Source organism: Tateyamaria sp. Alg231-49 (genome assembly GCF_900143535.1).
GTDB lineage: Bacteria > Pseudomonadota > Alphaproteobacteria > Rhodobacterales > Rhodobacteraceae > Tateyamaria.
The window spans coordinates 114,512-135,480 of the sequence record NZ_FRFA01000001.1; the positions used below are offsets into that span (position 1 = coordinate 114,512).

20 protein-coding genes are annotated in these 20,969 nt (G+C 59.1%); 15 read left to right on the forward strand and 5 right to left on the reverse strand.

The features are described 5' to 3' along the window. Nucleotides 1-12: 12 nt before the first annotated feature. From DHN60_RS00500 to DHN60_RS00510, 3 genes are read right to left on the reverse strand one after another with little or no spacing between them, the layout of a single operon-like run. Nucleotides 13-1,056 carry a quinone-dependent dihydroorotate dehydrogenase gene (locus tag DHN60_RS00500; protein ID WP_108835321.1) on the reverse strand — a complete coding sequence of 348 codons (1,044 nt, stop codon included), beginning with the start codon at nucleotides 1,054-1,056 and terminating at the stop codon, nucleotides 13-15. Further along, complete coding sequence (locus tag DHN60_RS00505) at nucleotides 1,053-1,490, reverse strand: DUF1330 domain-containing protein (protein ID WP_108835322.1); 438 nt, start codon at nucleotides 1,488-1,490, stop codon at nucleotides 1,053-1,055. Before DHN60_RS00505 ends, DHN60_RS00500 begins: the two co-directional genes overlap by 4 nt. Continuing rightward, nucleotides 1,487-1,834 carry a DUF952 domain-containing protein gene (locus tag DHN60_RS00510; protein WP_108835862.1) on the reverse strand — a complete coding sequence of 116 codons (348 nt, stop codon included), beginning with the start codon at nucleotides 1,832-1,834 and terminating at the stop codon, nucleotides 1,487-1,489. Before DHN60_RS00510 ends, DHN60_RS00505 begins: the two co-directional genes overlap by 4 nt. A 141-nt stretch (nucleotides 1,835-1,975) precedes the next feature. Between DHN60_RS00510 and DHN60_RS00515 the strand changes: the two genes are divergently transcribed. Then, the gene (locus DHN60_RS00515) at nucleotides 1,976-3,535 is read left to right on the forward strand and encodes a bifunctional UDP-sugar hydrolase/5'-nucleotidase (protein ID WP_108835863.1); all 1,560 of its coding nucleotides are present in this window, start codon (nucleotides 1,976-1,978) and stop codon (nucleotides 3,533-3,535) included. 93 nt (nucleotides 3,536-3,628) lie between these two features. Here DHN60_RS00515 and DHN60_RS00520 read toward each other — a convergent pair whose 3' ends face one another. Then, on the reverse strand, nucleotides 3,629-4,282 hold the full coding sequence (locus DHN60_RS00520) for a flavodoxin family protein (protein ID WP_234423467.1): 654 nt from the start codon (nucleotides 4,280-4,282) through the stop codon (nucleotides 3,629-3,631). Here DHN60_RS00520 and DHN60_RS00525 point away from each other — a divergent pair. Further along, nucleotides 4,281-4,958 (forward strand): SOS response-associated peptidase, encoded by a 678-nt coding sequence (locus DHN60_RS00525; protein WP_108835324.1) that lies wholly within the window; start codon nucleotides 4,281-4,283, stop codon nucleotides 4,956-4,958. The genes DHN60_RS00520 and DHN60_RS00525 overlap by 2 nt on opposite strands. On the opposite strand, the gene DHN60_RS00530 is transcribed toward DHN60_RS00525, so the two are convergent. Continuing rightward, the gene (locus tag DHN60_RS00530) at nucleotides 4,955-5,302 is read right to left on the reverse strand and encodes a hypothetical protein (RefSeq protein WP_108835325.1); all 348 of its coding nucleotides are present in this window, start codon (nucleotides 5,300-5,302) and stop codon (nucleotides 4,955-4,957) included. The two genes, DHN60_RS00525 and DHN60_RS00530, sit on opposite strands and share 4 nt — an antisense overlap. A gap of 296 nt (nucleotides 5,303-5,598) precedes the next feature. On the opposite strand from DHN60_RS00530, the gene DHN60_RS00540 reads away from it, so the two are divergent. The 13 genes from DHN60_RS00540 to DHN60_RS00605 all read left to right on the forward strand — a co-directional run bounded on the left by DHN60_RS00540 (nucleotide 5,599) and on the right by DHN60_RS00605 (nucleotide 20,916). After that, nucleotides 5,599-6,822 (forward strand): acyl-CoA dehydrogenase, encoded by a 1,224-nt coding sequence (locus DHN60_RS00540; protein WP_108835327.1) that lies wholly within the window; start codon nucleotides 5,599-5,601, stop codon nucleotides 6,820-6,822. A 126-nt stretch (nucleotides 6,823-6,948) separates the two neighbouring features. Continuing rightward, nucleotides 6,949-9,105, forward strand: coding sequence for a thiamine pyrophosphate-dependent enzyme (locus tag DHN60_RS00545; RefSeq protein WP_108835328.1), 2,157 nt, complete (start codon nucleotides 6,949-6,951; stop codon nucleotides 9,103-9,105). 159 nt (nucleotides 9,106-9,264) lie between these two features. Then, entirely contained in the window at nucleotides 9,265-10,311 is a 1,047-nt protein-coding gene (locus DHN60_RS00550; protein ID WP_108835329.1) for an ABC transporter ATP-binding protein, read from the forward strand. A 102-nt stretch (nucleotides 10,312-10,413) separates the two neighbouring features. Continuing rightward, nucleotides 10,414-11,634: an ABC transporter substrate-binding protein gene (locus DHN60_RS00555; protein WP_108835330.1), complete on the forward strand. Its 1,221-nt coding sequence runs from the start codon at nucleotides 10,414-10,416 to the stop codon at nucleotides 11,632-11,634. 288 nt (nucleotides 11,635-11,922) lie between these two features. Further along, nucleotides 11,923-12,951, forward strand: a complete 1,029-nt coding sequence (locus tag DHN60_RS00565; RefSeq protein ID WP_108835332.1) for a carbohydrate ABC transporter permease — start codon at nucleotides 11,923-11,925, stop codon at nucleotides 12,949-12,951. Further along, complete coding sequence (locus DHN60_RS00570) at nucleotides 12,951-14,102, forward strand: carbohydrate ABC transporter permease (protein ID WP_108835333.1); 1,152 nt, start codon at nucleotides 12,951-12,953, stop codon at nucleotides 14,100-14,102. The genes DHN60_RS00565 and DHN60_RS00570 overlap by 1 nt, the downstream gene beginning before the upstream one ends. 79 nt (nucleotides 14,103-14,181) lie before the next feature. Next, nucleotides 14,182-14,718: an ester cyclase gene (locus DHN60_RS00575; RefSeq protein ID WP_108835334.1), complete on the forward strand. Its 537-nt coding sequence runs from the start codon at nucleotides 14,182-14,184 to the stop codon at nucleotides 14,716-14,718. A gap of 4 nt (nucleotides 14,719-14,722) precedes the next feature. Next, on the forward strand, nucleotides 14,723-16,051 hold the full coding sequence (gene hisD / locus DHN60_RS00580) for a histidinol dehydrogenase (protein WP_108835335.1): 1,329 nt from the start codon (nucleotides 14,723-14,725) through the stop codon (nucleotides 16,049-16,051). Between the two features lie 66 nt (nucleotides 16,052-16,117). Beyond that, on the forward strand, nucleotides 16,118-17,128 hold the full coding sequence (locus tag DHN60_RS00585; protein ID WP_108835336.1) for an ester cyclase: 1,011 nt from the start codon (nucleotides 16,118-16,120) through the stop codon (nucleotides 17,126-17,128). Then, nucleotides 17,125-18,174, forward strand: coding sequence for an ester cyclase (locus DHN60_RS00590; RefSeq protein WP_108835337.1), 1,050 nt, complete (start codon nucleotides 17,125-17,127; stop codon nucleotides 18,172-18,174). Before DHN60_RS00585 ends, DHN60_RS00590 begins: the two co-directional genes overlap by 4 nt. After that, on the forward strand, nucleotides 18,171-18,932 hold the full coding sequence (locus DHN60_RS00595; RefSeq protein ID WP_108835338.1) for an SDR family NAD(P)-dependent oxidoreductase: 762 nt from the start codon (nucleotides 18,171-18,173) through the stop codon (nucleotides 18,930-18,932). Before DHN60_RS00590 ends, DHN60_RS00595 begins: the two co-directional genes overlap by 4 nt. Next, nucleotides 18,932-19,951, forward strand: a complete 1,020-nt coding sequence (locus DHN60_RS00600; protein ID WP_108835339.1) for a LacI family DNA-binding transcriptional regulator — start codon at nucleotides 18,932-18,934, stop codon at nucleotides 19,949-19,951. Before DHN60_RS00595 ends, DHN60_RS00600 begins: the two co-directional genes overlap by 1 nt. Next, nucleotides 19,948-20,916: an ester cyclase gene (locus tag DHN60_RS00605; protein WP_108835864.1), complete on the forward strand. Its 969-nt coding sequence runs from the start codon at nucleotides 19,948-19,950 to the stop codon at nucleotides 20,914-20,916. The genes DHN60_RS00600 and DHN60_RS00605 overlap by 4 nt, the downstream gene beginning before the upstream one ends. The last annotated feature ends 53 nt before the right edge of the window (nucleotides 20,917-20,969 follow it).

Genomic DNA, 20,969 nt, shown 5'->3' on the forward strand with positions numbered 1-20,969 from the left:
GATCAAAGCGGGTCAGAGCCAACTTTGCGTTTTGGTTCCCACTGCATCCGCTACCGATGCGTGCCCGTCTTGCTCCAACAATACGTCCAGACCTCGAGCGATGTCTGCCGCAAGGCCAAGCCCGCCATAGACAAGGCCGGTGTAAAGTTGAACGGCTGAAGCGCCTGCGCAGATCTTGGCATAGGCGTCTTCTGCAGACGAAACGCCGCCGACCCCGATCAGCGGGATGTCCGTCAACGCGTGCAGCTTCGCCAGCACTCTCGTCGATTTTTCAAACAGGGGCGCCCCGGACAGCCCCCCCTTTTCCTGCGCATGGGCGCTGCGCAAACCAGAGCGGTCAAGCGTGGTATTGGTCGCAATAATCGCGCTGATCAGGGCGTCTTGTGCCACTTTGGCAATGTCGGCCAGATCCTGATCCGACAGATCTGGCGCGATTTTGAGAAAGACCGGTATGCTCCCGCGCACCTGCATCACACCATCAAGCAGCGCGGCAAGGGCCATGGGCCCCTGCAAGTCGCGCAAGCGCTCGGTGTTGGGGCTTGAGACGTTCACGGTGGCAAAGTCGATATGAGGCGCGCAATGCACCAGCACCTTGGCAAAGTCCTCGGCGCGGTTCGCACTGTCCTTGTTGGCCCCAAGGTTGAGCCCGACAGGCACCCCTTTGGGCCGTTTGGAGAGTCGATGCGCAATCGCATCCATCCCGTCGTTGTTAAATCCAAAGCGGTTGATTGCTGCCCCGTCCTCGGGCAGGCGAAAGAGGCGTGGGCGCGGGTTGCCGGGTTGAGCGACAGGCGTGGCCGCACCCACCTCGATCCAGCCAAACCCTGCGCGTGACAAAGGCGCGATGGCGGTGGCGTTCTTGTCAAAGCCGGCGGCAAGGCCGACGGGGTTGGGCATGGTAAGGCTGGCAACTTTGGTGCGCAGTCGGTCGCTGGTTACGGGTCCGGGCAAATGCGCCAGTGGCGTGTGAACAGCGCGCAAGGCCAATCCGTGTGCGGTTTCCGGGTCAATGCGACGCAAGGCGGCCATGCCGAGGTTTTCAATAGTGCGTTTCATCCGAAGCTGGTCCCGATTGTACCTGGTTTAGTGCGGATCAGGCGGGACGTGGCCACGCCTGCTTGCCGGTGCACCACGGCGCGTTGATAGTCAGCATCTGAAATCATGGCGAGAAAGGCATGCACCGTGGGATAGCGCGCGATGAACATCGCATCCCATGCCTCGTCTGACGGGCCGATCAGCGTGGTTTCAAACTGCGCGCTCCACAAGATGCTGCCGCCAACATTGGTCAGGATCGCCGCAGTGTGTTTTCCATAAAGAGCATAGGCTTCGGTCCCCGTCAGTCCATCACGCGCCAGTGCGTGATCGCCGGGATAGTTAGCAAGATCGCGAAACCGCACGAGGTTCAACATTTCGATCGGATGATCCCGGTCCAACCCTTTGAATGCATCAAACTGAGCGCGGGTGGGATCGACAAAGGCAGGGTCGCTCATTCCTCGAAACCGGCTCCGGCCGGGAATTGATGCACCCCGTCTATGATGGGCAGGGGTTGCGCCCAGTGTACGTCAGCCAACGTCATCTCCCGATAAAGATGCGGAAACAGTGCGTCACCCCGCGATGGTTCCCATTTTAGGTCATCGCCCAAGGCGTCAGTTTCAACCGCGATCAGAAACAGATCATCCACGCCTGCAAAATGCTTGGCCGCAGTCTCGCCAGCCTGTTCAGCCGTTGAGAAGTGGATATAGCCGTCCGTGACGTCTATCGGTGCCCCTGTCGTAGTCCTGTCCCGACGCAAAGCTGCCCATTCGGGGGCGCGGAAAATTTTGTAAATCAGCATGGTCCCCTGATGCCCGTCGCCCATCAAACAATCAAGTGGGCGTTGTCATATGTGCGTTGCGTCAATCATGCAGGATGTCCTTTGACTCGGGGCACGGATTGTTGTCACGTAACCGTCATAATCAACATGGGAGACACCGACATGACCCGACTTTTGATGGGCACAGCTGCACTGGCGCTGAGCGCTGGCGTCGCTTCGGCAGAGTATACACTGCACATTCTTCACACCAATGACATGCACAGCCGGATCGAATCGATCAACAAATACGATTCTACCTGCAACGCCGAGGGCGAAGCTGAGGGTAAGTGCTTTGGCGGCATCGCGCGGGTCAAATCGGCAATCGATGCCAAGAAAGCATCGCTCGACAACCAGAACGTCGTGGTGCTGGATGCAGGCGATCCATTTCAGGGCTCTCTGTTTTACACCACCTACAAAGGGGCCGCAGAGGCCGAATTCATGGAACAGATGGGCTATGACGTCATGGCCGTGGGCAACCACGAATTTGACGATGGTCCTGCCGGTTTGGGCAGCTTTGTAGACACGGTCAGCTTTCCTGTGATTTCGGGCAATCTGGATGTATCTGGCGAAGCCACTTTGGCAGGCAAAGTTGAGAACCACGTTGTTCTTGAGGTTGGCGGCAAGAAAATTGGTGTGATTTCGGCGTTGGCCGTAGACACCGTTGAAACGTCCAGCCCCGGCGAAAACGTGATCTTTCAGGACGAGATCGAGGCGCTGAGCGCGGATGCCGCCGCCCTTGAAGCCGAAGGCGTCGATATCATCATCGCCCTTAATCACGTCGGCCTGAACAAGGATCTGGACATCGCCGCAGCCGTTCCCGCCATCGACGTTGTGATCGGTGGGCACAGCCACACGTTGATGTCCAATGACGATGACGGCACGCCCGCATATCCCACGATGGTCGACGGCACACCGGTGGCACAGGCCTATGCCTACACCAAGTATCTGGGTCATATGACTGTCACCTTTGATGATGATGGCAACGTGACTGCGGCCTCAGGTGATCCGATGGTGCTGGATGCCTCGGTCACTCCGAACGACGCCTTCCTTGCCCGGATCACCGAAATGGGTGCGCCGATCGAAGAGATGAAGACACGTGTCGTTGCCGAAGCGGCTGACGTCATCGAAGGCGGGCGTGACACCTGCCGCGCGATGGAGTGCGCCATGGGATCGCTTATCGCAGATGCGATGCTTGACCGGGTGGCGGATCAGGGGATCGAGATCGCGATCCAGAATGGCGGGGGCATTCGTGCGTCCATCGATGCAGGGCCTGTCACAATGGGTGAAGTCCTGACCGTTCTGCCGTTTCAGAACACCCTGTCCACGTTCCAGGTGACCGGAGCAACTATCGTCGCAGCTCTGGAAAACGGTGTTGGCCAGATTGAGGACGGCGCAGGCCGTTTCCCACAAGTGGCTGGCATGAGCTACGCCTTTGATGCTGCAGCCGAGCCCGGAGCGCGCATCAGCGACGTCATGGTTGGCGGTGCGCCGATTGATACTGACAAGCTCTACGGCGTTGTGTCCAACAACTATGTGCGCAACGGCGGTGATGGCTATGGCATGTTCAAAGAGGCGCTCAATGCCTACGACTTTGGACCGGATCTTGCTGATGTCACGGCTGAATTCCTGGCCGCGAAAGGTCCGTTCACGCCCTATACGGATGGACGTATCACTGCCAAGTAAGCAGCAGGGCGCACCATAAGGTGCGCCTAAGAGACTGATTGCGAACCCCCGATGGCCAGTGCCGTTGGGGGTTTTGCTTTGCTTGCCTCGGGCTTAGCTGCCTGACCCCCGCAAGCGCTGGGCAATACCCGCCACCCGCGCACCGAACTGAGCGGCGGTTTCAAGATCGCCCTCACGTACAGCGCCGCGCGGGCTGTGCGCACTGGTCGCCATCAACCCAAGCCAGCCGCCATCTGCGTTCACGCCTTCCCGCTCAGGAAAGACAGGAGCGCCAATATCAGCGGGGCCAACCCAGATCATGCCCATCTGCGCGGCGAAGATCGAAAACCGCTGCAAGGTCGCCAGCTTGTCTCCGGAGGGAAACGTGGCGACAGTAAACCCACCGGCCAGCTTGTCCTTCCAACCAAGGTCCATCCAGCGCTCGCCCGCCTCTTCAAGAAATGCGCCGTAGCGTGCAGCGGCCGATCCCATATAAGTGGGGGCTCCGAACAAGATGGCATCTGCGCGGTCCAGCGAGTTCCAATCGTCAGGTGACATATCCTCGACATTGACGGGAACAGCGCGGGCGCCAGACTCAGTTGCACCGGTAGCGATGGCGCGAGCCACCTGCGCGGTGTGACCCGCGCCGGAGTAATAGGGCAGGGCGATGAGGCTTTGCGTGTGATCCATCGCGCTACCTTGCCCGCTAGGTCTTTGGCCCACAAGCGGGTTGCCTGTGCGGCTGAGCCGTTCCATTCTCAGCCCCATGTGCGGACGTTTTTCCATCACCCTGCCACCGGACGCCATGGCGCAGCTGTTTGAGGCGGTGCCCGCCAATGACTTGCCGGATGTGCCAAACTACAATGTCTGCCCGACGAACGCCGTGCATGTTGTTACGGCAGTTGAAGGGCAGCGTCGGCTGGGTGCTATGCGGTGGGGGTTCATTCCGCACTGGTACAAGAAACCGAACGACGGGCCGTTGCTGATCAACGCCCGGGCAGAAACGATTGCAGAAAAGCCAGCCTTTCGCGCGGCCTGCCGCGAACGTCGGGCCGTCATTGTCGCCTCTGGCTTTTATGAATGGACACGCGACGGGGATGCGCGCCTGCCTTGGTACATCAGCCGAACAGACGGTGCGCCCTTGGCCTTCGCGGCGATCTGGCAGACGTGGTCGGCCAAGGATGACAGCGACGAAATGCGCACGGCTGCCATAGTGACCACGGGTGCAAACAAATCCATGTCCACGATCCACCACCGCATGCCTGTGATCCTTGAACCGGATGACATTCCGCTTTGGCTGGGCGAACAAGGCAAAGGGGCCGCGACGCTGATGCGTGCGGCCCCGGAAAACACTTTGGGTTGGTATCGTGTCGACAAGACGGTCAATTCCAACCGGGCCGCCGGGCCTGCGTTGATTGAACCTCTGGGCGACGCGCCGACTTAGTTCAGTGGCGCAGAGTCAAAGCTGATTTCGCCTTGAACAAGCAATGTACCGTCATCTGCGACAGCGTCTTTGTCGTAAAACAACTTTTCAACCACGTCGCTGACTTCGAGGACTACTTCGCCCTGATCCGGAATGGGGCCGATTTCCCAAGCCGCGCCTTCGGCGACGATATTGTGCTCACCACCGGACAAGTTGATGAACCGAACCGAGTCGCCATTGTCCAGATAGGTGACCTTCGGGAAATAGGCATCGGCCAGGATGAGGACAGTGTGTTCGTCCGCCGCCGCAGCGGAGGCGATGGACATTGCGGCAACAGTCGCCACTAGAGAAAACGCGCGCTTCATGGCAGCACTCCTTTTATATTTCGGCCCCACCCGAAAGTCAGAATCATATAGGATGGTTTATCGGCCTGCATTGCGGCGAAAATGGGGCGTCCGCGCGTCATCGATCTGGCGCTTTTCTCTAATCGAGACGGTCACGCAGGTTATCCGCCAACCTGTGATCAGAGCGATTTGCACAAAAAACAAGCTCAGACACATTGCCATTGGACACCGGTTCGCGGCACAACAGATAGATGTCGAGACGGTAAAGTGATCGCCGATGTGTCGCATGAACGTCGCACCCGCAAAGGAGAGCTCAGATGAATGCAGAAGCCAAAATCCTGAAAGCCAAAGACGCCCCCGATCTGGGCAGCTTTGACTGGGCCGATCCGTTCCGCCTGTCTGAACAGCTTAGCGAAGACGAGCGGATGATCCAGTCTTCCGCCGCCGCCTATGCGCAGGAAAAGTTGGCGCCGCGTGTGACCAAGGCCTTTGCCGATGAAACGTCTGATCCGGAGATTTTCCGCGAGATGGGCGAAATGGGCCTGCTCGGCGTGACTTTGCCCGAGGAATACGGAGGACTCGGCGGGTCTTACGTCTCTTATGGTCTTGTCGCGCGCGAGGTTGAGCGGGTCGATTCCGGGTATCGTTCGATGATGTCGGTGCAATCAAGCCTCGTGATGTACCCGATCTATGCCTACGGGTCTGAAGCGCAGCGCAACAAGTACCTGCCCAAGCTTTCCAGCGGGGAATGGATTGGCTGTTTTGGCCTGACCGAACCAGATGCCGGGTCTGATCCTGCGGGCATGAAAACCACTGCGAAAAAGACAGATGGTGGATACGTACTGAATGGCGCCAAGATGTGGATTTCGAACTCGCCCATCGCGGATGTCTTTGTGATATGGGCAAAATCCGATGCCCATGATGGCAAAATCCGTGGATTTGTTTTGGAAAGAGGGCTGAAAGGCCTGTCGACCCCGAAGATCGAGCACAAGCTATCATTGCGGGCCTCCATCACAGGTGAGATCGTGATGGAAGATGTCGAAGTGGGCGAGGACGCTCTGCTGCCGGACGTGCAGGGGCTAAAAGGGCCGTTTGGCTGTCTTAATCGTGCACGCTATGGGATCAGCTGGGGCGCGATGGGGGCGGCTGAGTTTTGCTGGCATGCCGCGCGCCAATATGGCCTTGATCGCAAGCAATTCGGCAAGCCGCTGGCTCAGACCCAACTGTTCCAGAAAAAGCTGGCAGATATGCAGACGGAGATTGCGCTTGGGCTTCAGGCGTCGCTGCAGGTGGGCCGTTTGATGGACGCAGCCGAGGCCGCGCCTGAAATGATCTCTATCGTCAAACGCAACAATTGCGGCAAGGCGCTCGATATTGCGCGCAACGCCCGTGACATGCACGGCGGAAACGGGATTTCGGGCGAGTTTCAGGTCATGCGCCATATGATGAACCTCGAAACCGTCAACACCTATGAAGGCACCCATGACGTGCACGCCTTGATCTTGGGCCGTGCGCAAACTGGGCTGCAGGCCTTTTTCTGACCGATCGCCGGGGGCGGTCTGTCCCCGGAGGATTGCTTGGAAGCAGAAAGGGCGCGGGTTAGTTCTTTTCTGTTTTGAAAGAACCCCCGACAGAAGCACGAAATCAAACATCCTGACAGAGGCCGTATGGACCGCGTTTCGATCGTTCACGACAACTTCCTGAGACAGGTGGCAGCGCGTGACCTGCCCGAGGTCACGCCGCAGGGGCTGGACGCTGAGGCCGCGCATCGTCTGTTCGAACACCAATGTCTGACCCGTGCGCTGGATATTGTGAGCCGCGAAATGCAGAAAGCGGGTCAGGGGTTTTACACCATCGGCTCGTCCGGGCACGAGGGAATGGCGGCGGTTGCCCATGCGCTGCGCGTCGATGACATCGCGTTTCTGCACTACCGGGATGGCGCGTTTCAGGTGGCCCGAGCAGCCAAGGCCGGGCAGGACGCGTGCCGCGATATGTTGCTCAGCTATGCCTGCGCCGCGGATGATCCCACCAGCGGCGGGCGTCATAAGGTGCTGGGAAGCCGCGATCTATTTATTCCGCCGCAGACCTCGACGATTGCCAGCCACCTGCCCAAGGCCGTTGGTGCAGCCTATGGCATCGCCTTGGCCCGCCGCAATCGTCCCGAACTGGCGATCCTTCCAGACGATGCAATTGCGGTGGCGAGTTTTGGGGATGCCTCGCTCAATCACTCAACAGCGCAAGGCGCGATCAACGCAGCAGGCTGGACAAGTGTACAGGGCGCCCCCTTGCCCTTGTTGTTCATATGCGAAGACAACGGAATTGGGATTTCGACCAAGACCCCGACAGGCTGGGTCGAGGGCAGCCTCGCGCATCGTCCGGGGCTGACATATTTCCGCGGCGATGGCTGCAATGTATGGGACGCTTATGCGGCTGCATCCGAGGCCGCAGACTATGTGCGTCGCACACGAAAACCCGCCGTCCTGCATCTGCGCACTGTGCGCTTGTACGGACATGCCGGTGCCGATGTGGCGACAAGCTATTTGCCCCGCGCAGAAGTCGAGGCGGATGAGGCCAACGATCCACTTTTGCACACAGCGGCTGGGCTGGTCGCTCAAGGGATGGAGCCCGATGCTGTCCTTGCTATTTACACTGGCGCCCTTGCACGCACTCGAGATGAGGCGTCGCAGATTGCCGATGCCCCACCCCTAAAAGGGGCAGAGGCGGTAATGTCCGCCATTGTGCCGCCTGCGCGGGCCGCTTCTTTGACAAATGGTCCGGACACCCCGGCCCGTATTGCGGCCTTTGGGACGGACTTTGCCCAGATGGATCGCGTGCAACCAATGTCCAAACTGATCAACTGGGCGCTGACCGACTTAATGCTCGCCCATCCTGAAACGGTGATCATGGGCGAAGATGTTGGGCGCAAGGGTGGGGTCTATGGCGTCACACAAAAGCTGTCTGCGCGGTTTGGAACGTCCCGTGTGATCGACACACTCTTGGACGAACAGTCCATCCTCGGGCTTGCGATCGGGATGGCCCATAATGGGTTTGTCCCGATGCCGGAAATTCAGTTTCTCGCCTACCTGCACAACGCCGAGGACCAGATACGCGGCGAAGCAGCGACCCTGCCGTTCTTTTCCAACGGGCAATGGACCAACCCAATGGTGCTGCGCATTGCAGGTCTTGGCTATCAAAAAGGGTTCGGCGGTCATTTCCACAACGACAATGCGCTTGCCGTGCTGCGAGACATTCCGGGGCTGATCCTTGCCTGTCCATCGGACGGGGCAGAGGCCGTCCAAATGCTGCGCGAGTGCCACCGCCTTGCACGCGAAGAAAACCGTCTGTGCGTCTTTGTGGAACCCATTGCGCTTTACCCGATGCGGGATGTGCAGCCCGGCGATGGCGCGTGGATGCGGACCTATCCGGCTTTGGATCAGCGCATCGAGGTTGGTGAGGTCGGTGTACAGGGCGAAGGCGATCTGGCCATTGTGACCTTTGCAAATGGCCGATACCTCGCCGAACAGGCAGATATTCCCGGTGCGCGACTGATTGATCTCCGTTGGTTGGCTCCGCTGCCCATCGACAGCCTTTTGGACGCTGTGCAAGGCAGCAAACATATCCTTGTCGTCGATGAAACGCGCCGTTCTGGCGGAGTTTCGGAAGGCGTTATGACCGCCCTTTTCGAGGCCGGTCATCGCAATATTGCGCGCTATACGGCGCAAGACAGCTTTATTCCAACGGGGCGCGCGTACGGCGACACGCTGCCTTCCGTTGAGGGAATTCGCGCGGCAGTTGCCGGTTTGCAGGCGACGAATCCTGCCTGAAAAGGCGTTTGCTAACGTTCCAGAATTTCGATGAAAGCATGCGTTTCCATCGCATTGGCAATGTCGACTCAACTATTTTGCACAGGTGTGCAAAAAACAGTTGCCAAGACGTAGGTGTGGTGACTAGCGTTTAACATCACGCTGTCGCGAGGGATCACTATGGCCGAAATTCAGCTACGCAACATCAACAAGCGCTGGGGAAGTTTCGTGGGGGTCGACAACTTTGACCTGACAATTGCTGATCAGGAATTCCTCGTGTTGCTGGGCCCTTCAGGCTGTGGAAAGACCACGACGATGCGCATGATTGCGGGCCTTGAGGACGCAACAGAGGGCGACATTGTGATCGACGGCAAGCGGGTCAACGATCTGGACCCCAAAGACCGCGACGTGGCGATGGTGTTCCAGTCCTATGGTCTCTATCCGCACCTCAACGTCTACGAAAACATCCGCTTTCCGCTGAAGGTGCGCAAGGCTGATCCAGCCACCCATGACGAACGTGTGCGACGGGCCTCTGCCATGGTCGAGCTCGATGAATTTCTGCACCGCAAGCCCGCTGAGCTTTCTGGTGGTCAGCGCCAGCGCGTCGCTCTTGCCCGAGCGATTGTGCGCGAGCCGAATGTGTTCCTGATGGATGAACCACTCTCCAATCTGGACGCCAAGCTGCGGGTCTCTACTCGGGCCCAGATCAAGAACCTAAGCCACGAATTGAAGGTCACGACAGTTTACGTGACCCACGACCAAATCGAAGCGATGACATTGGCCGACCGCGTGGTTGTCATGAAACAGGGCAAGGTCCAACAAGTGGGTACCCCAACTGAAATCTACGACAACCCGGCCAACACTTTCGTAGCAAGCTTTATCGGCTCACCTGCAATGAACCTGATGGACGGCACAATGGCGGGCGGCACATTTACCGGCGACAAGGTCAAGATCAGCGGCCTTGGCGTGCCCGACGGGCCTGTCACCTTGGGGTTCCGCGCCGAAGACGCTGCATTGGCTGAAGCCGACGGCCAGATCAACGCACCGATCTACACAATCGAACTGTTGGGAGACGCCACCATGCTGACGGTCCGTGCGGGCGGACAATTGGTTTCGGTCAAGGCGCACAAGGAATTCCGGGCAGAGATAGGCGACATGATCTCCTTCTCGATCCCGAACACGATCTGTCACGCATTTGACAGTACGTCAGGCGAACGCCTCGGCTGACATGACACCCCGTTGTCCCCGGGGGCACCCGGGCAGCGGGCAATCCAAGTTGGTGCAGGCTTGCAAGGTGCACTGACAAAAAACGCAACAGGGAGTTTGCACATGTATCTTAAGAAACTGGCACTGGCGGGCGCTGTCTCGCTTATGGGCACATCCGCGTTCGCGGCGTGCTCTTACGAAAACACGGTGCCGCTGAAATCGCTGAGCGCTGGATTTGAAGCGTGGAAAGCCGTCACAGACGCCATGGCCGAGTGCGGGAATTTTAAGGCCGAGCTTGATCAGGAATTCCGCACCAAGCAGCCTGCTGCCTTTGAGGCGAACCCATCACTTTATCACATCGGTGGCGTATCCAACGGCACCGTCACACCGTTGCTGAACGCAGGCACGATCCGCCCACTGGACGATCTAGTGGCCAAGTATGGTCAGAACCTGTCGCCCAACCAGCTAATCAAAGTTGACGGCAAGACCATGGCGATTGCCATGATGGTCAACACCCAGCACCTGATGTACCGCGAAGATATCTTCAACGATCTTGGCCTTGAAGTGCCCACCACATGGGACGAAGTGTTCGCTGCCGCTGAAACTATAAAAGAGGCCGGTGTTGTTGACCACGCCATCGGTGCCACGATGAAATCCGGCTGGAACCTCGCGCAGGAATTCGTGAACATGTATCCGGCCTTTGGTGGTGCGTTCTTCAACGCAGACAACTCTGCCGCAGTGAATTCCGAGGCGGGTATGAAAGCCCTGGAAACATTGGCGAAAACGCTTCCATACGCCGATCCAGAGGTGCTCGTCAGCGACTCAACTTACGTGCAACAGCAGTTCCAACAGGGCAAAATCGCCATGTCGAACCTCTGGGCAAGCCGTGGCGCTGCCATGGATGACGAGGCCGAAAGCACAGTTGTAGGCAAAGTCAAAATGGCTGCCGCACCGCTTGCTATGGAAGGCGGCGCACCTGCCACCACACTGTGGTGGGACGGCATCGTGATCGCGAGCAACATCACTGATGAGGAAGCTGACGCTGCTTTCCGTCTGGCGATGGAAGGTCTGGACGAGGAAATGGTCAAGGCCAACAACGGAGCCGCGATCTGGCTGGTCAAAGGCTATGAGCCCGGTCCGCTGGCCGCAGGTGCGATTGCAACGGCCACCGCGTCTCCTGCGGCTCCGCCTTACCCATCGACCACACAAATGGGTCTGATGCACACGGCGCTGGGGAACGAACTGCCTGCATTCCTGACAGGGGAACGTGACGCAGCAGCCACGCTTGTCGCGATTGAGGAATCCTACGCCACCGCGGCCAAAGAGGCCGGTGTGCTGAAGTAAGCCACTTTCTTGGCTGGCCGGGGCGTTCCCGGCCAGCCAATCCAAACACTGGGATGTCATGCAAACTGAATTCGATCATATCGTTCTGGGCGGTGGCTCTGCTGGATGCGCGGTTGCTGCGCGTCTTGCCGAACAACCGAACGCACTGGCGGGAATGCCGCCGGCCCGATTGCGGCATCCGCGTCGACCAAGCGTAATCTTTGACGCCAACACCAATGCCCCATCCATGATGATCGGTTGGCAGAGCAGGGGCCATAAGCCCGCTGCCACCCACGAAAGGACTGCAGCATGAAGTTCAAGACATTCTTCTGGTTCGTCGCGCCGTCGGTATTCATGATGCTGCTCTTTATCGCAGCGCCACTGGTTTCGGTTTTCATCCAGTCCTTTCAGGTGACCCAACCGGTCATGCAACAGATCGAGGTGGAAACCTGCACGCCCGGGTTCCTGACACAGACCTGCACCACTGAAATGAAAACAGTGCCAACGATCGACGAAGAGACAGGCAAGACGATCACGACAACTTCGTGGGTTGGCTTTCAGAGCTACGCCAACGTGCTGCAAATGGACAAGGTTTGGGAGGCGATCAGCAGCGGCGCTGTCGGTGACATTCTGCAGATCGACTTCTGGAAGGCGCTGCGTTTCACCCTGATGTTCACGCTGTTGACGCTGCCGCTGGTGATCGGGGTCGGGCTGATGATTGCGCTGGCAGTCAACAATGCAGCCAAGGCATTCAAGGGCCCCATAATCTTCGTCTCCCTTCTGCCCTTTATTATCACGCCGGTGATTGGGTCACTGTCGATCTACTGGCTTTTTGTGGGCGACGGCATCCTGACGGCAACGCTGGAACGCTGGACCGGGCAGGACATTGCAATGTTCGCTCAGGCTTGGACAATTGAACTCCTGATGTACTTTTACCGCGTCTGGCACGTGGCACCCTTTGCTTTCGTGATCTTCTATGCGGGCCTGCAAACCGTGAATATGGACACGCTGGAGTCCGCCATCATCGACGGGGCCAGCAGGTTTGAGCGCCTGCGGTACGTGATCGTGCCGCACCTGATGCCGCTGATCATCTTCATCGCGCTGATCCACTTGATGGACTGCTATCGGACGTTCGAAGAAATCGTCGGCTTCCGCTCTCAGGCGCACGTGATTTCGCTACAGTGGCTCACCTATGACTTCATGGTGCCGGATGATGCGGGCAACCGTGCGATTAGCCGGGCGTCGGCCTCGGCCATGCTGACCATGATCGGGATCGTTGTTCTGTTGATCCTGCCGTTGCGCCGCACATGGCGTGACCACAAAGGGGGGGCACACTGATGTCAAAGGCAACCGCACAACCGCTTTCGCTCAAAGTTGCATCGGGCGCATTCCTCGCCTTCTGGTGCTTGCTGGCGGCCTTCCCAATCGTGTGGATCGCGGTGATGAGCGTCAAATCCCCGCGCGACGCCTTTGCGGCGAGCGCTTGGGACGTCATCACCGGGCCTGCGACCCGGGCTGCTGGCACCGGGCTGTCGATCATCGACATCGTGCTGGGGCTGGCATTCCTGTTCTTTGCGATCCGCTGGGCCTTTACGGGCCTGCCAAAACTGGTTGAGCGGTTCTCTCCTCCGGGGCTGATCGTTGTGGGATGGCTGGTCGGCGCGGCCGTCTTTGGCCTCGCATTCGTGCTGGTCTTTTTTGGGATATTGCCGCCGGTATTCGGGGTGATCAATTCGATCCTTGGACCCATTGGCGAACCGATCATTGGGCTTACGACCGAACACTATCAGGCTGTCTGGGGCGAAAACCAGTTCTACCGCAACTTCATGAACTCGATGATTGTGACGGCTGGCGTGGTTTTGATCTCTCTTACCGTGGGGACGCTGGCAGGCTATGGGCTTGCGCGCTCTGGTTCGAACCTCGCCTTTTGGCTTTTGATCCTCGCTCTTGTTTTCCGCGCACTGCCGCATTCGGTTCTGGTGGCGGGGTACCTGCCGTGGTTCATCAATTCCGCTGAAATCCTGCGGCCCATCTTTGGGGACCTCTCGCCAACGCTCTACGGGCAACCCTGGGCGGTGATCGCGGTGCTTGTGTCTATCAACCAACCGTTCACGATCTGGATGCTGCGTAGCTTCTTCCAGAACATTCCTTCCGAACTGGATGAGGCCGCACGGGTGGATGGATGCAGCCACTTCCAGGCCTTCCGTCGCGTGATCATGCCGGTCATGTGGCCGGGGGTGATCACAACGGGCCTGTTCTCGTTCCTCTTGGGCTATAACGACTTCCTTGTGACCTCTCTGCTTCTGGATGCACAGAACCAGACGATGGTTCCCGCCATCGCGGGCTACTTCAACCGTGAAACCACAACAACAGATCAGGTCGAGGCGGTGGCGGCGGCGGTGTCGATCACAGCGCCTTTGTTCTTGCTTGTGATGGTGTTCCAGCGCCAGATCGTGAGTGGGCTTACGGCGGGGGCCGTCAAAGGCTGATGGTTTCTTCTGACCCAAAATACCACGGGGTCCGGGGCAGAGCCCCGGTCCTGTTCTCAAAAATCAAGGATGACGTTGCATGAAAGGGTCTCGCCCCGAACAAGCCGTGCTGACACGCGACACGGATCTCAGCAAAACAGACGAAACCCGCGCTGTGATCGAAGGGATGGTGGACGGCCTCAACGATCACCGCATTGATGATATTGGCCAGTTCTTTGCCGAAAGCTTTCTCTGGATGGGCAATCAGGGCTGCGGGACCAAGACCGGGTTGCAAGAGTTTCAGGACAACTGGCAGCGCCCGTTTCAGGCCGCCTTCAGCGACAAGGTCTGTGTGGACGAGGCGCGCCTTTATATGGGCGAATGGGCCGCAGCCTTTGGACGGCAAGAGGCAACGCATTCGGGTGACTTCATGGGGGTCGCCCCCACGGGCAAGCGGATCGACATCCGCTACATGGATTTCTGGAAAGTCGAAGACGGGCGGATCACCGACAACTACGTCATGGTCGATTTCCCGCATGTGCTGGCCCAGCTTGGGGTTGATGTTTTCAATGGTGAGGGATGGGAGGCGTTCGATAATGGCGACAGGGTCGCGCCCCGCCCCTCAGGGATGAGGTGACGAAATGACAATTGAGTATTTGAAAACCGGGAAGCCGGAAACGGAGCGGGACGCAGACGATGCCAAAACGCGTGCGATCGTTGAGGCGACTCTGGCGGATATCGCGGCACGCGGCGACGTGGCCGTGCGCGAATTGTCGGAAAAGTTCGACAACTACTCGCCGCCTGCGTTCAAACTGTCGGCCGAAGAGATCGACGCGTTGATCGCGCAACTGACCCCGCGCGAGCTGGAGGACATCCGTTTCGCCCAAGAACAGGTGCGCAATTTTGCTAAGGCCCAGCGTGACTCGATGCTCGACATCGAGGTCGAAACGATGCCGGGTGTGATCCTCGGTCACAAGAACATCCCCGTGCAATCGGTGGGGTGTTACGTGCCGGGTGGCAAGTTCCCGATGGTCGCATCCGCCCATATGTCGGTGGCAACGGCCAGTGTCGCTGGCGTCCCACGGATCATCGCCTGCACGCCCCCGTTTCAGGGCAAACCCAACCCGGGTGTAATCGCGGCCATGCATATGGGCGGCGCGCACGAGATCTACGTGATGGGTGGCATTCAGGCGATCGGCGCGATGGCTTTGGGCACCGAAACGATTGAACCTGTGCACATGCTCGTTGGACCCGGCAATGCCTTTGTGGCAGAGGCCAAACGGCAACTGTTCGGCAAGGTGGGCATTGATTTGTTCGCCGGGCCGACCGAGACGATGGTGATCGCGGACGATACGGTGGACGCTGAAATGTGTGCCACCGATCTCTTGGGGCAGGCCGAGCACGGGTATAATTCTCCGGCGGTTCTGCTCACCAACAGCCGCAAGCTGGCCGAGGCGACGCTGGTCGAAATTGACCGCATTCTGACCATCCTGCCGACCGCCGACACTGCATCGAAGTCGTGGGAGGACTATGGCGAGGTAATCTTGTGCGATACCTACGACGAGATGCTGGAAGTCGCAGACGACATCGCGTCGGAGCATGTGCAAGTGATGACCGATCGCGATGACTGGTTCCTCGAGCATATGACCTGCTACGGCGCGCTCTTCCTTGGTCCACGCACCAACGTGGCCAATGGGGACAAGGTGATCGGAACCAACCACACGCTGCCAACCAAAAAAGCGGGGCGGTACACGGGCGGTCTGTGGGTCGGCAAGTTCCTCAAGACGCATTCCTATCAAAAGGTCACAACAGACGCGGCGGCTGCCGAAATCGGCGCCTATGGTTCGCGCCTGTGCATGCTCGAAGGGTTCGTGGGCCATGCGGAGCAGTGCAACCTGCGTGTGCGCCGCTACGGCGGTGTGAACGTGCCTTACGGCACTGGTGCCCCAGCGCGGGATGCTGCGGAGTAAAAAGGGGGGCTAGCCCCCCGTCCTGCGGACTCCCCCCAGGATTTTTTAATCAGAGAAGAAGACCCTATGGGGACCGACATCAATCAACGCAACAAGACGAAGGCACTGACACTTTGGGCGGAACTTGACCGCGACCCGAACAGTGCGTTGGCGTTGCTGGACAAGGTCAAGCAGTGGCAGGGACCCGAACCCATTGGCATCCACAGCAGCGGTGCGGGCATCGTTGCTGCGATGTTTGCCCCCCTGCGGGCCGCCATCCCGGATTTGCAGCGCCAGACTCATATCCTGATGGGCGGTCAGTCTTCGGCCCATGAAAGCGGGCAGGGGGATGGTGCGTGGTGGGTCGCCGGCACGGGCTACTACACTGGCCGCGCCAGCGCGGACGTCTTTGGCATTCCGGCAACGACGCGCGAGCTGCGCATTCGCTGGGGTGAATTTTTGCGCTTTGATGCTGACGGGCAAGTGACACATGCCCAGACCATCTGGGATTTTGTCGATTGGTTCGAACAGATTGGACTGCCCATCCTGCCGCGCCCGAACGGGGCCTCGCATGTCTACCCGGCCCCGACGGGCTATGATGGAGTGCTGGCTGATGCACAAAGCGTCAAAGAGACCGAGCAAAGCATGGGGTTGGGTCGGGCGTTGATCTTTGGGGGGCTCAACACGTTTGACGAAAGTGATCTCTCAAGCATGGGCATGGCCCGATTTTTCCATCCCAACATCAAATGGTATGGCCCCGGCGGGATCGGAGCCTGCCTGTCATTGCACGAGTTCGAAACCTTGCACCAACGCCCGTGGCTGACAGCCTTTCCTGACCGCAAGGTGATGCATCTGGAAAGCCTCTTTGCAGAAGGCCGCATGGTCGCCGCGTCCGGACCCAAGGGCGTGGTCGCGACACATACCGGTCCTTATTTGGGCCAGCCTGCCAGTGCTGCGCATCTGGAGGTCTCGGGCCTTGATTTCTGGCTGCGCACTGGCGGGCAATTCACCGAAAACTGGGTGTTCGTGGATATGATCCATCTTTTCGCACAGATGGGTATCGATCTGTTTGCGCGGGCTAAGGGGCATTGGCCATGAGCGATCCACATACGCAGCACAAGACACTATTGGCCCCGTTGCGCGCAGCCATGTATGATTTTGACGCAAGCGCAGTGCGCGCCGCCCTACATGCTGTTTGTGACCCTGATGTCCTATTCAATTTGGCGTTTCCGTTCGAAACGACCGCGGGTGTGGACGCCTATTTTGACAAGGCTTACGACCCACTGCTGGCCGCGATCCCTGATCTGGAACGGCGTGATTTCATCGTTATGGCCGGCCCAACACCGGATGGGCACGACTGGGTTGGATGCGGCGGCTACTATACCGGCACCTTCCAGCACCCTTGGTTGGATATCCCGGCCACGGGGCACATCGTGCACATGCGGTTTCACGAGTTTTACCGCTTTGTTGACGGTCGCGTGGTCGAGATGCAGGCGCTTTGGGATATTCCGGAGGTGATGATGCAAGCGGGCGCGTGGCCAATGGTGCCGAGCCTTGGGCGCGAATGGCACGTGCCGGGGCCCGCCACCTGCGATGGGCTGGTGCCCGGACCCTATGACGGCAAAGAGGGTGCTGCCACCTGCCAGCATATCATCGACATGCTGGAGCACATGAAGCGCCACCCCAGCCAGGGCGGCCCTGAAGTGATGGAGATGGAGCGATTCTGGCACCCGCGCTTGATGTGGTACGGCCCCTCGGGCATCGGCTCGGGGCGGGGCATCGCGGGCTTTCGCAACTGGCACCAGATCCCGTTTCTGAATGGGATGCCGGATCGTGGTGCCTTTGTGGATGACATCGTCTATCACTTCTTCGGGGACCGCGCCTATGCGGCGGTCACGGGCTGGCCGAACATGTATCAGACCATAACGCATGATGGATGGTTGGGCCTGCCCCCGACAGATAAAAAGGTCGCCATGCGCAGCCTTGATTTCTGGCGGCTTGAGAACGGGTTGATACGGGAGAATTGGGTGATGGTGGATCTGCTGCATATGTATAACCAGATCGGGGTGGACGTGCTGGGGCGCATGCGCGAGTTCAATAAAGCACGCGCTGGGTTTGATCCAGAAACGGGGCGGGCGTTATGAGCACTCTGCCACGCACTCCATCGCTCGATTTGACGGGAAAACGCGCTCTGGTGACAGGGGCATCGTCGGGCGTTGGCTTGGGCTGCGCCGTGGCGTTGGCCGAGGCCGGCGCGCATGTGGTGTGTGCGGCAAGACGCGCTGACGTGTTGAACGATGCGGTTGCCGCCATGCAAGCCGCCGGACTGAGCGCTGAGGCGTTGCAGCTGGATCAGACCGACATTCCCGCCGTCTACGCCGCCTTTGAGACGCCCTGTGATGTCGTCGTCAACTCGGCTGGCCTTGCGCGGCACAGTGCGGCCCTCGACACCGTACCGCAGGATTATGACGCGGTTTTCGACATCAACGTCAAAGGTGCATATTTCCTGTCGACGTCCGCCGCACGTGCGCTGATCAAGGCAAACAAACCCGGCTCGATCATCCACATTTCATCCCAGATGGGCCACGTGGGCGGTATCGACCGCACGGTCTATTGCGCGACCAAACACGCGGTCGAAGGGATGGTCAAAGCCATGGCGATCGAGTGGGGAAAATCAGGTGTCCGCATCAACACGATCTGCCCGACCTTCATACGCACGCCGCTGACGGAACCGACGTTCAATGACCCTGAGCGCTATGCGTGGATCATGGACAAGATCAAATTGCCCCGTGTCGGCGAGGTGAGTGACATCATGGGCGCGGTGCAGTTTTTGGCAAGTGACGCCTCTGCAATGGTGACAGGCACTTCAATGCTGATCGACGGGGGCTGGACGGCAGACTGATGGGCAAAAAGGTAACAGCATTGGACGTGGCGGAACGGGCGGGTGTGTCGCGCTCGGCTGTATCTCGGGTGTTCACGCCGGGTGCTTCTGTGTCCGAACGCACGGCCAAAAAGGTCCGCTCGGCGGCCGAGGCCCTCGGGTATCGCCCCAACGTACTAGCGCGCTCCCTGATCACCGGTCGCTCGCGCATTATCGGTCTTCTGGTCGCCTATCTCGAAAATCAATTCTATCCCGAAGCCATCGAACGGCTCAGCCACGAGTTGCAAAAGCGGGGCTATCACGTTCTCGTCTTTATGGCTGCGAACTCCGGCGAAGAGGCGGACGAGGTGATGGAAGAACTGCTCGACTACCAGGTCGATGGGATCATCGCGGCCTCTGTCGGAATGTCCAATGATCTGACGCGTCGATGCGAGGCCGCAGGCATCCCGATTGTGCTGTTCAACCGCGCGCAGGATGATGATCGCCTCTCTGCTGTGACATCTGACAACTACCACGGTGGGCGCAAGCTGGCTGAATTCCTCGTCGCGGGCGGGCACGGCCGCATCGCCCATATCGCCGGTTGGGAAGGGGCCTCAACGCAGCGGGACCGCGAGGCGGGGTTCGTTGCGGGGTTGAACGCAGCAGGCCAGGGCCTGTTCGCCCGCGCCGTCAGCGATTTTCAGTTTGAGCAGGCCAAGGCGGTCGCGCGCGACATGTTTTCCGCAACCGATATTCCTGATGCGGTGTTCTGCGCGAATGACCACATGGCCTTTGCGGTCATGGATGTACTGCGTTTCGAACTGGGGCTTTCTGTTCCGGGTGATGTGTCTGTCGTGGGGTACGACGACGTGACGCTTGCCGCTTGGCCCAGCTATGACCTGACCACAGTGCGCCAGCCTGCCGGGCAAATGGCGCAAGCCACTGTGGGTATCCTGATGGATCGCCTGAGCGATCCCGACACCAAACCGCGACGCGTTGCGCTCGACGGTCCCCTGATCATTCGCGGCTCTGCCCGCATTCCCAAAGGATGGACCTCATGAAGGGTTTTTCGAACCGGTGGAAAGATTTCCCCGACTACATCATCGGCATCACCAAAGAGATATGGGAAGACCGCGGCATCGCGACACTGCACCATTACTACAGCCCCGACATTGTGGTGCGTTCGCCCGGAAGTGTGGTGATCGGGAACGAAAAAGTCATCGGGGCGACAATGGCCACGCTTGCGGAATTCCCTGACCGTACTCTTTTGGGGGAAGACGTCATTTGGTCCGGCACCCCGGAAGAGGGCATGTTGTCGTCCCACCGCATCCTGTCGACAGCGACGCACACGGCCGACGGCGTCTATGGGCCTGCATCTGGCAAGAAGCTGCAATACCGGATCATTGCCGACTGCCACGCGATCAACAATCAAATCAACGATGAATGGCTGATCCGGGATCAAACGGCGGTCGTGAACCAGATCGGCTGGGACGCCAAGGAATACGCCGCCGACCTCATTGCACGCGAAGGCGGACCAGAAAAGGCAGTGCGCCCGCTGACCCCTGCAACAGATCAGCCCGGGCCCTACAAAGGACGTGGCAACGACAACGCATGGGGCGAGAAATACGCCGACATCCTCACGCGGATCATGGGCGCAGACATGGCAGTGATCCCTGCCGAATATGACCGTGCCGTGCAGTCTGAATACCCCGGTGGCACCACAGGGCACAGCCATGGTCCGGTTGATCGGTTCTGGATGGGCCTGCGCGCGTCTTTCCCGGATGCAACCTTTACCATCGACCACCAGATCGGGCGCGACGATGATCATATGCCACCCCGCGCAGCGATCCGCTGGGCGCTGCACGGCAAACATGACGGCTGGGGCTACTTTGGCGCGCCGACAGGGGCAGAGGTTTATGTGCTGGGCATCAGCCATGCCGAATTCGGCCCATGGGGTCTGCGCCGTGAATTTGCACTGTTTGATGAAACTGCGATCTGGAAACAGATCTTGCTTCAGACAGGATAACGCACGAATGGCCTTGAATAGGAACCATACGGTCCCCAACTCTCAATCGTCTG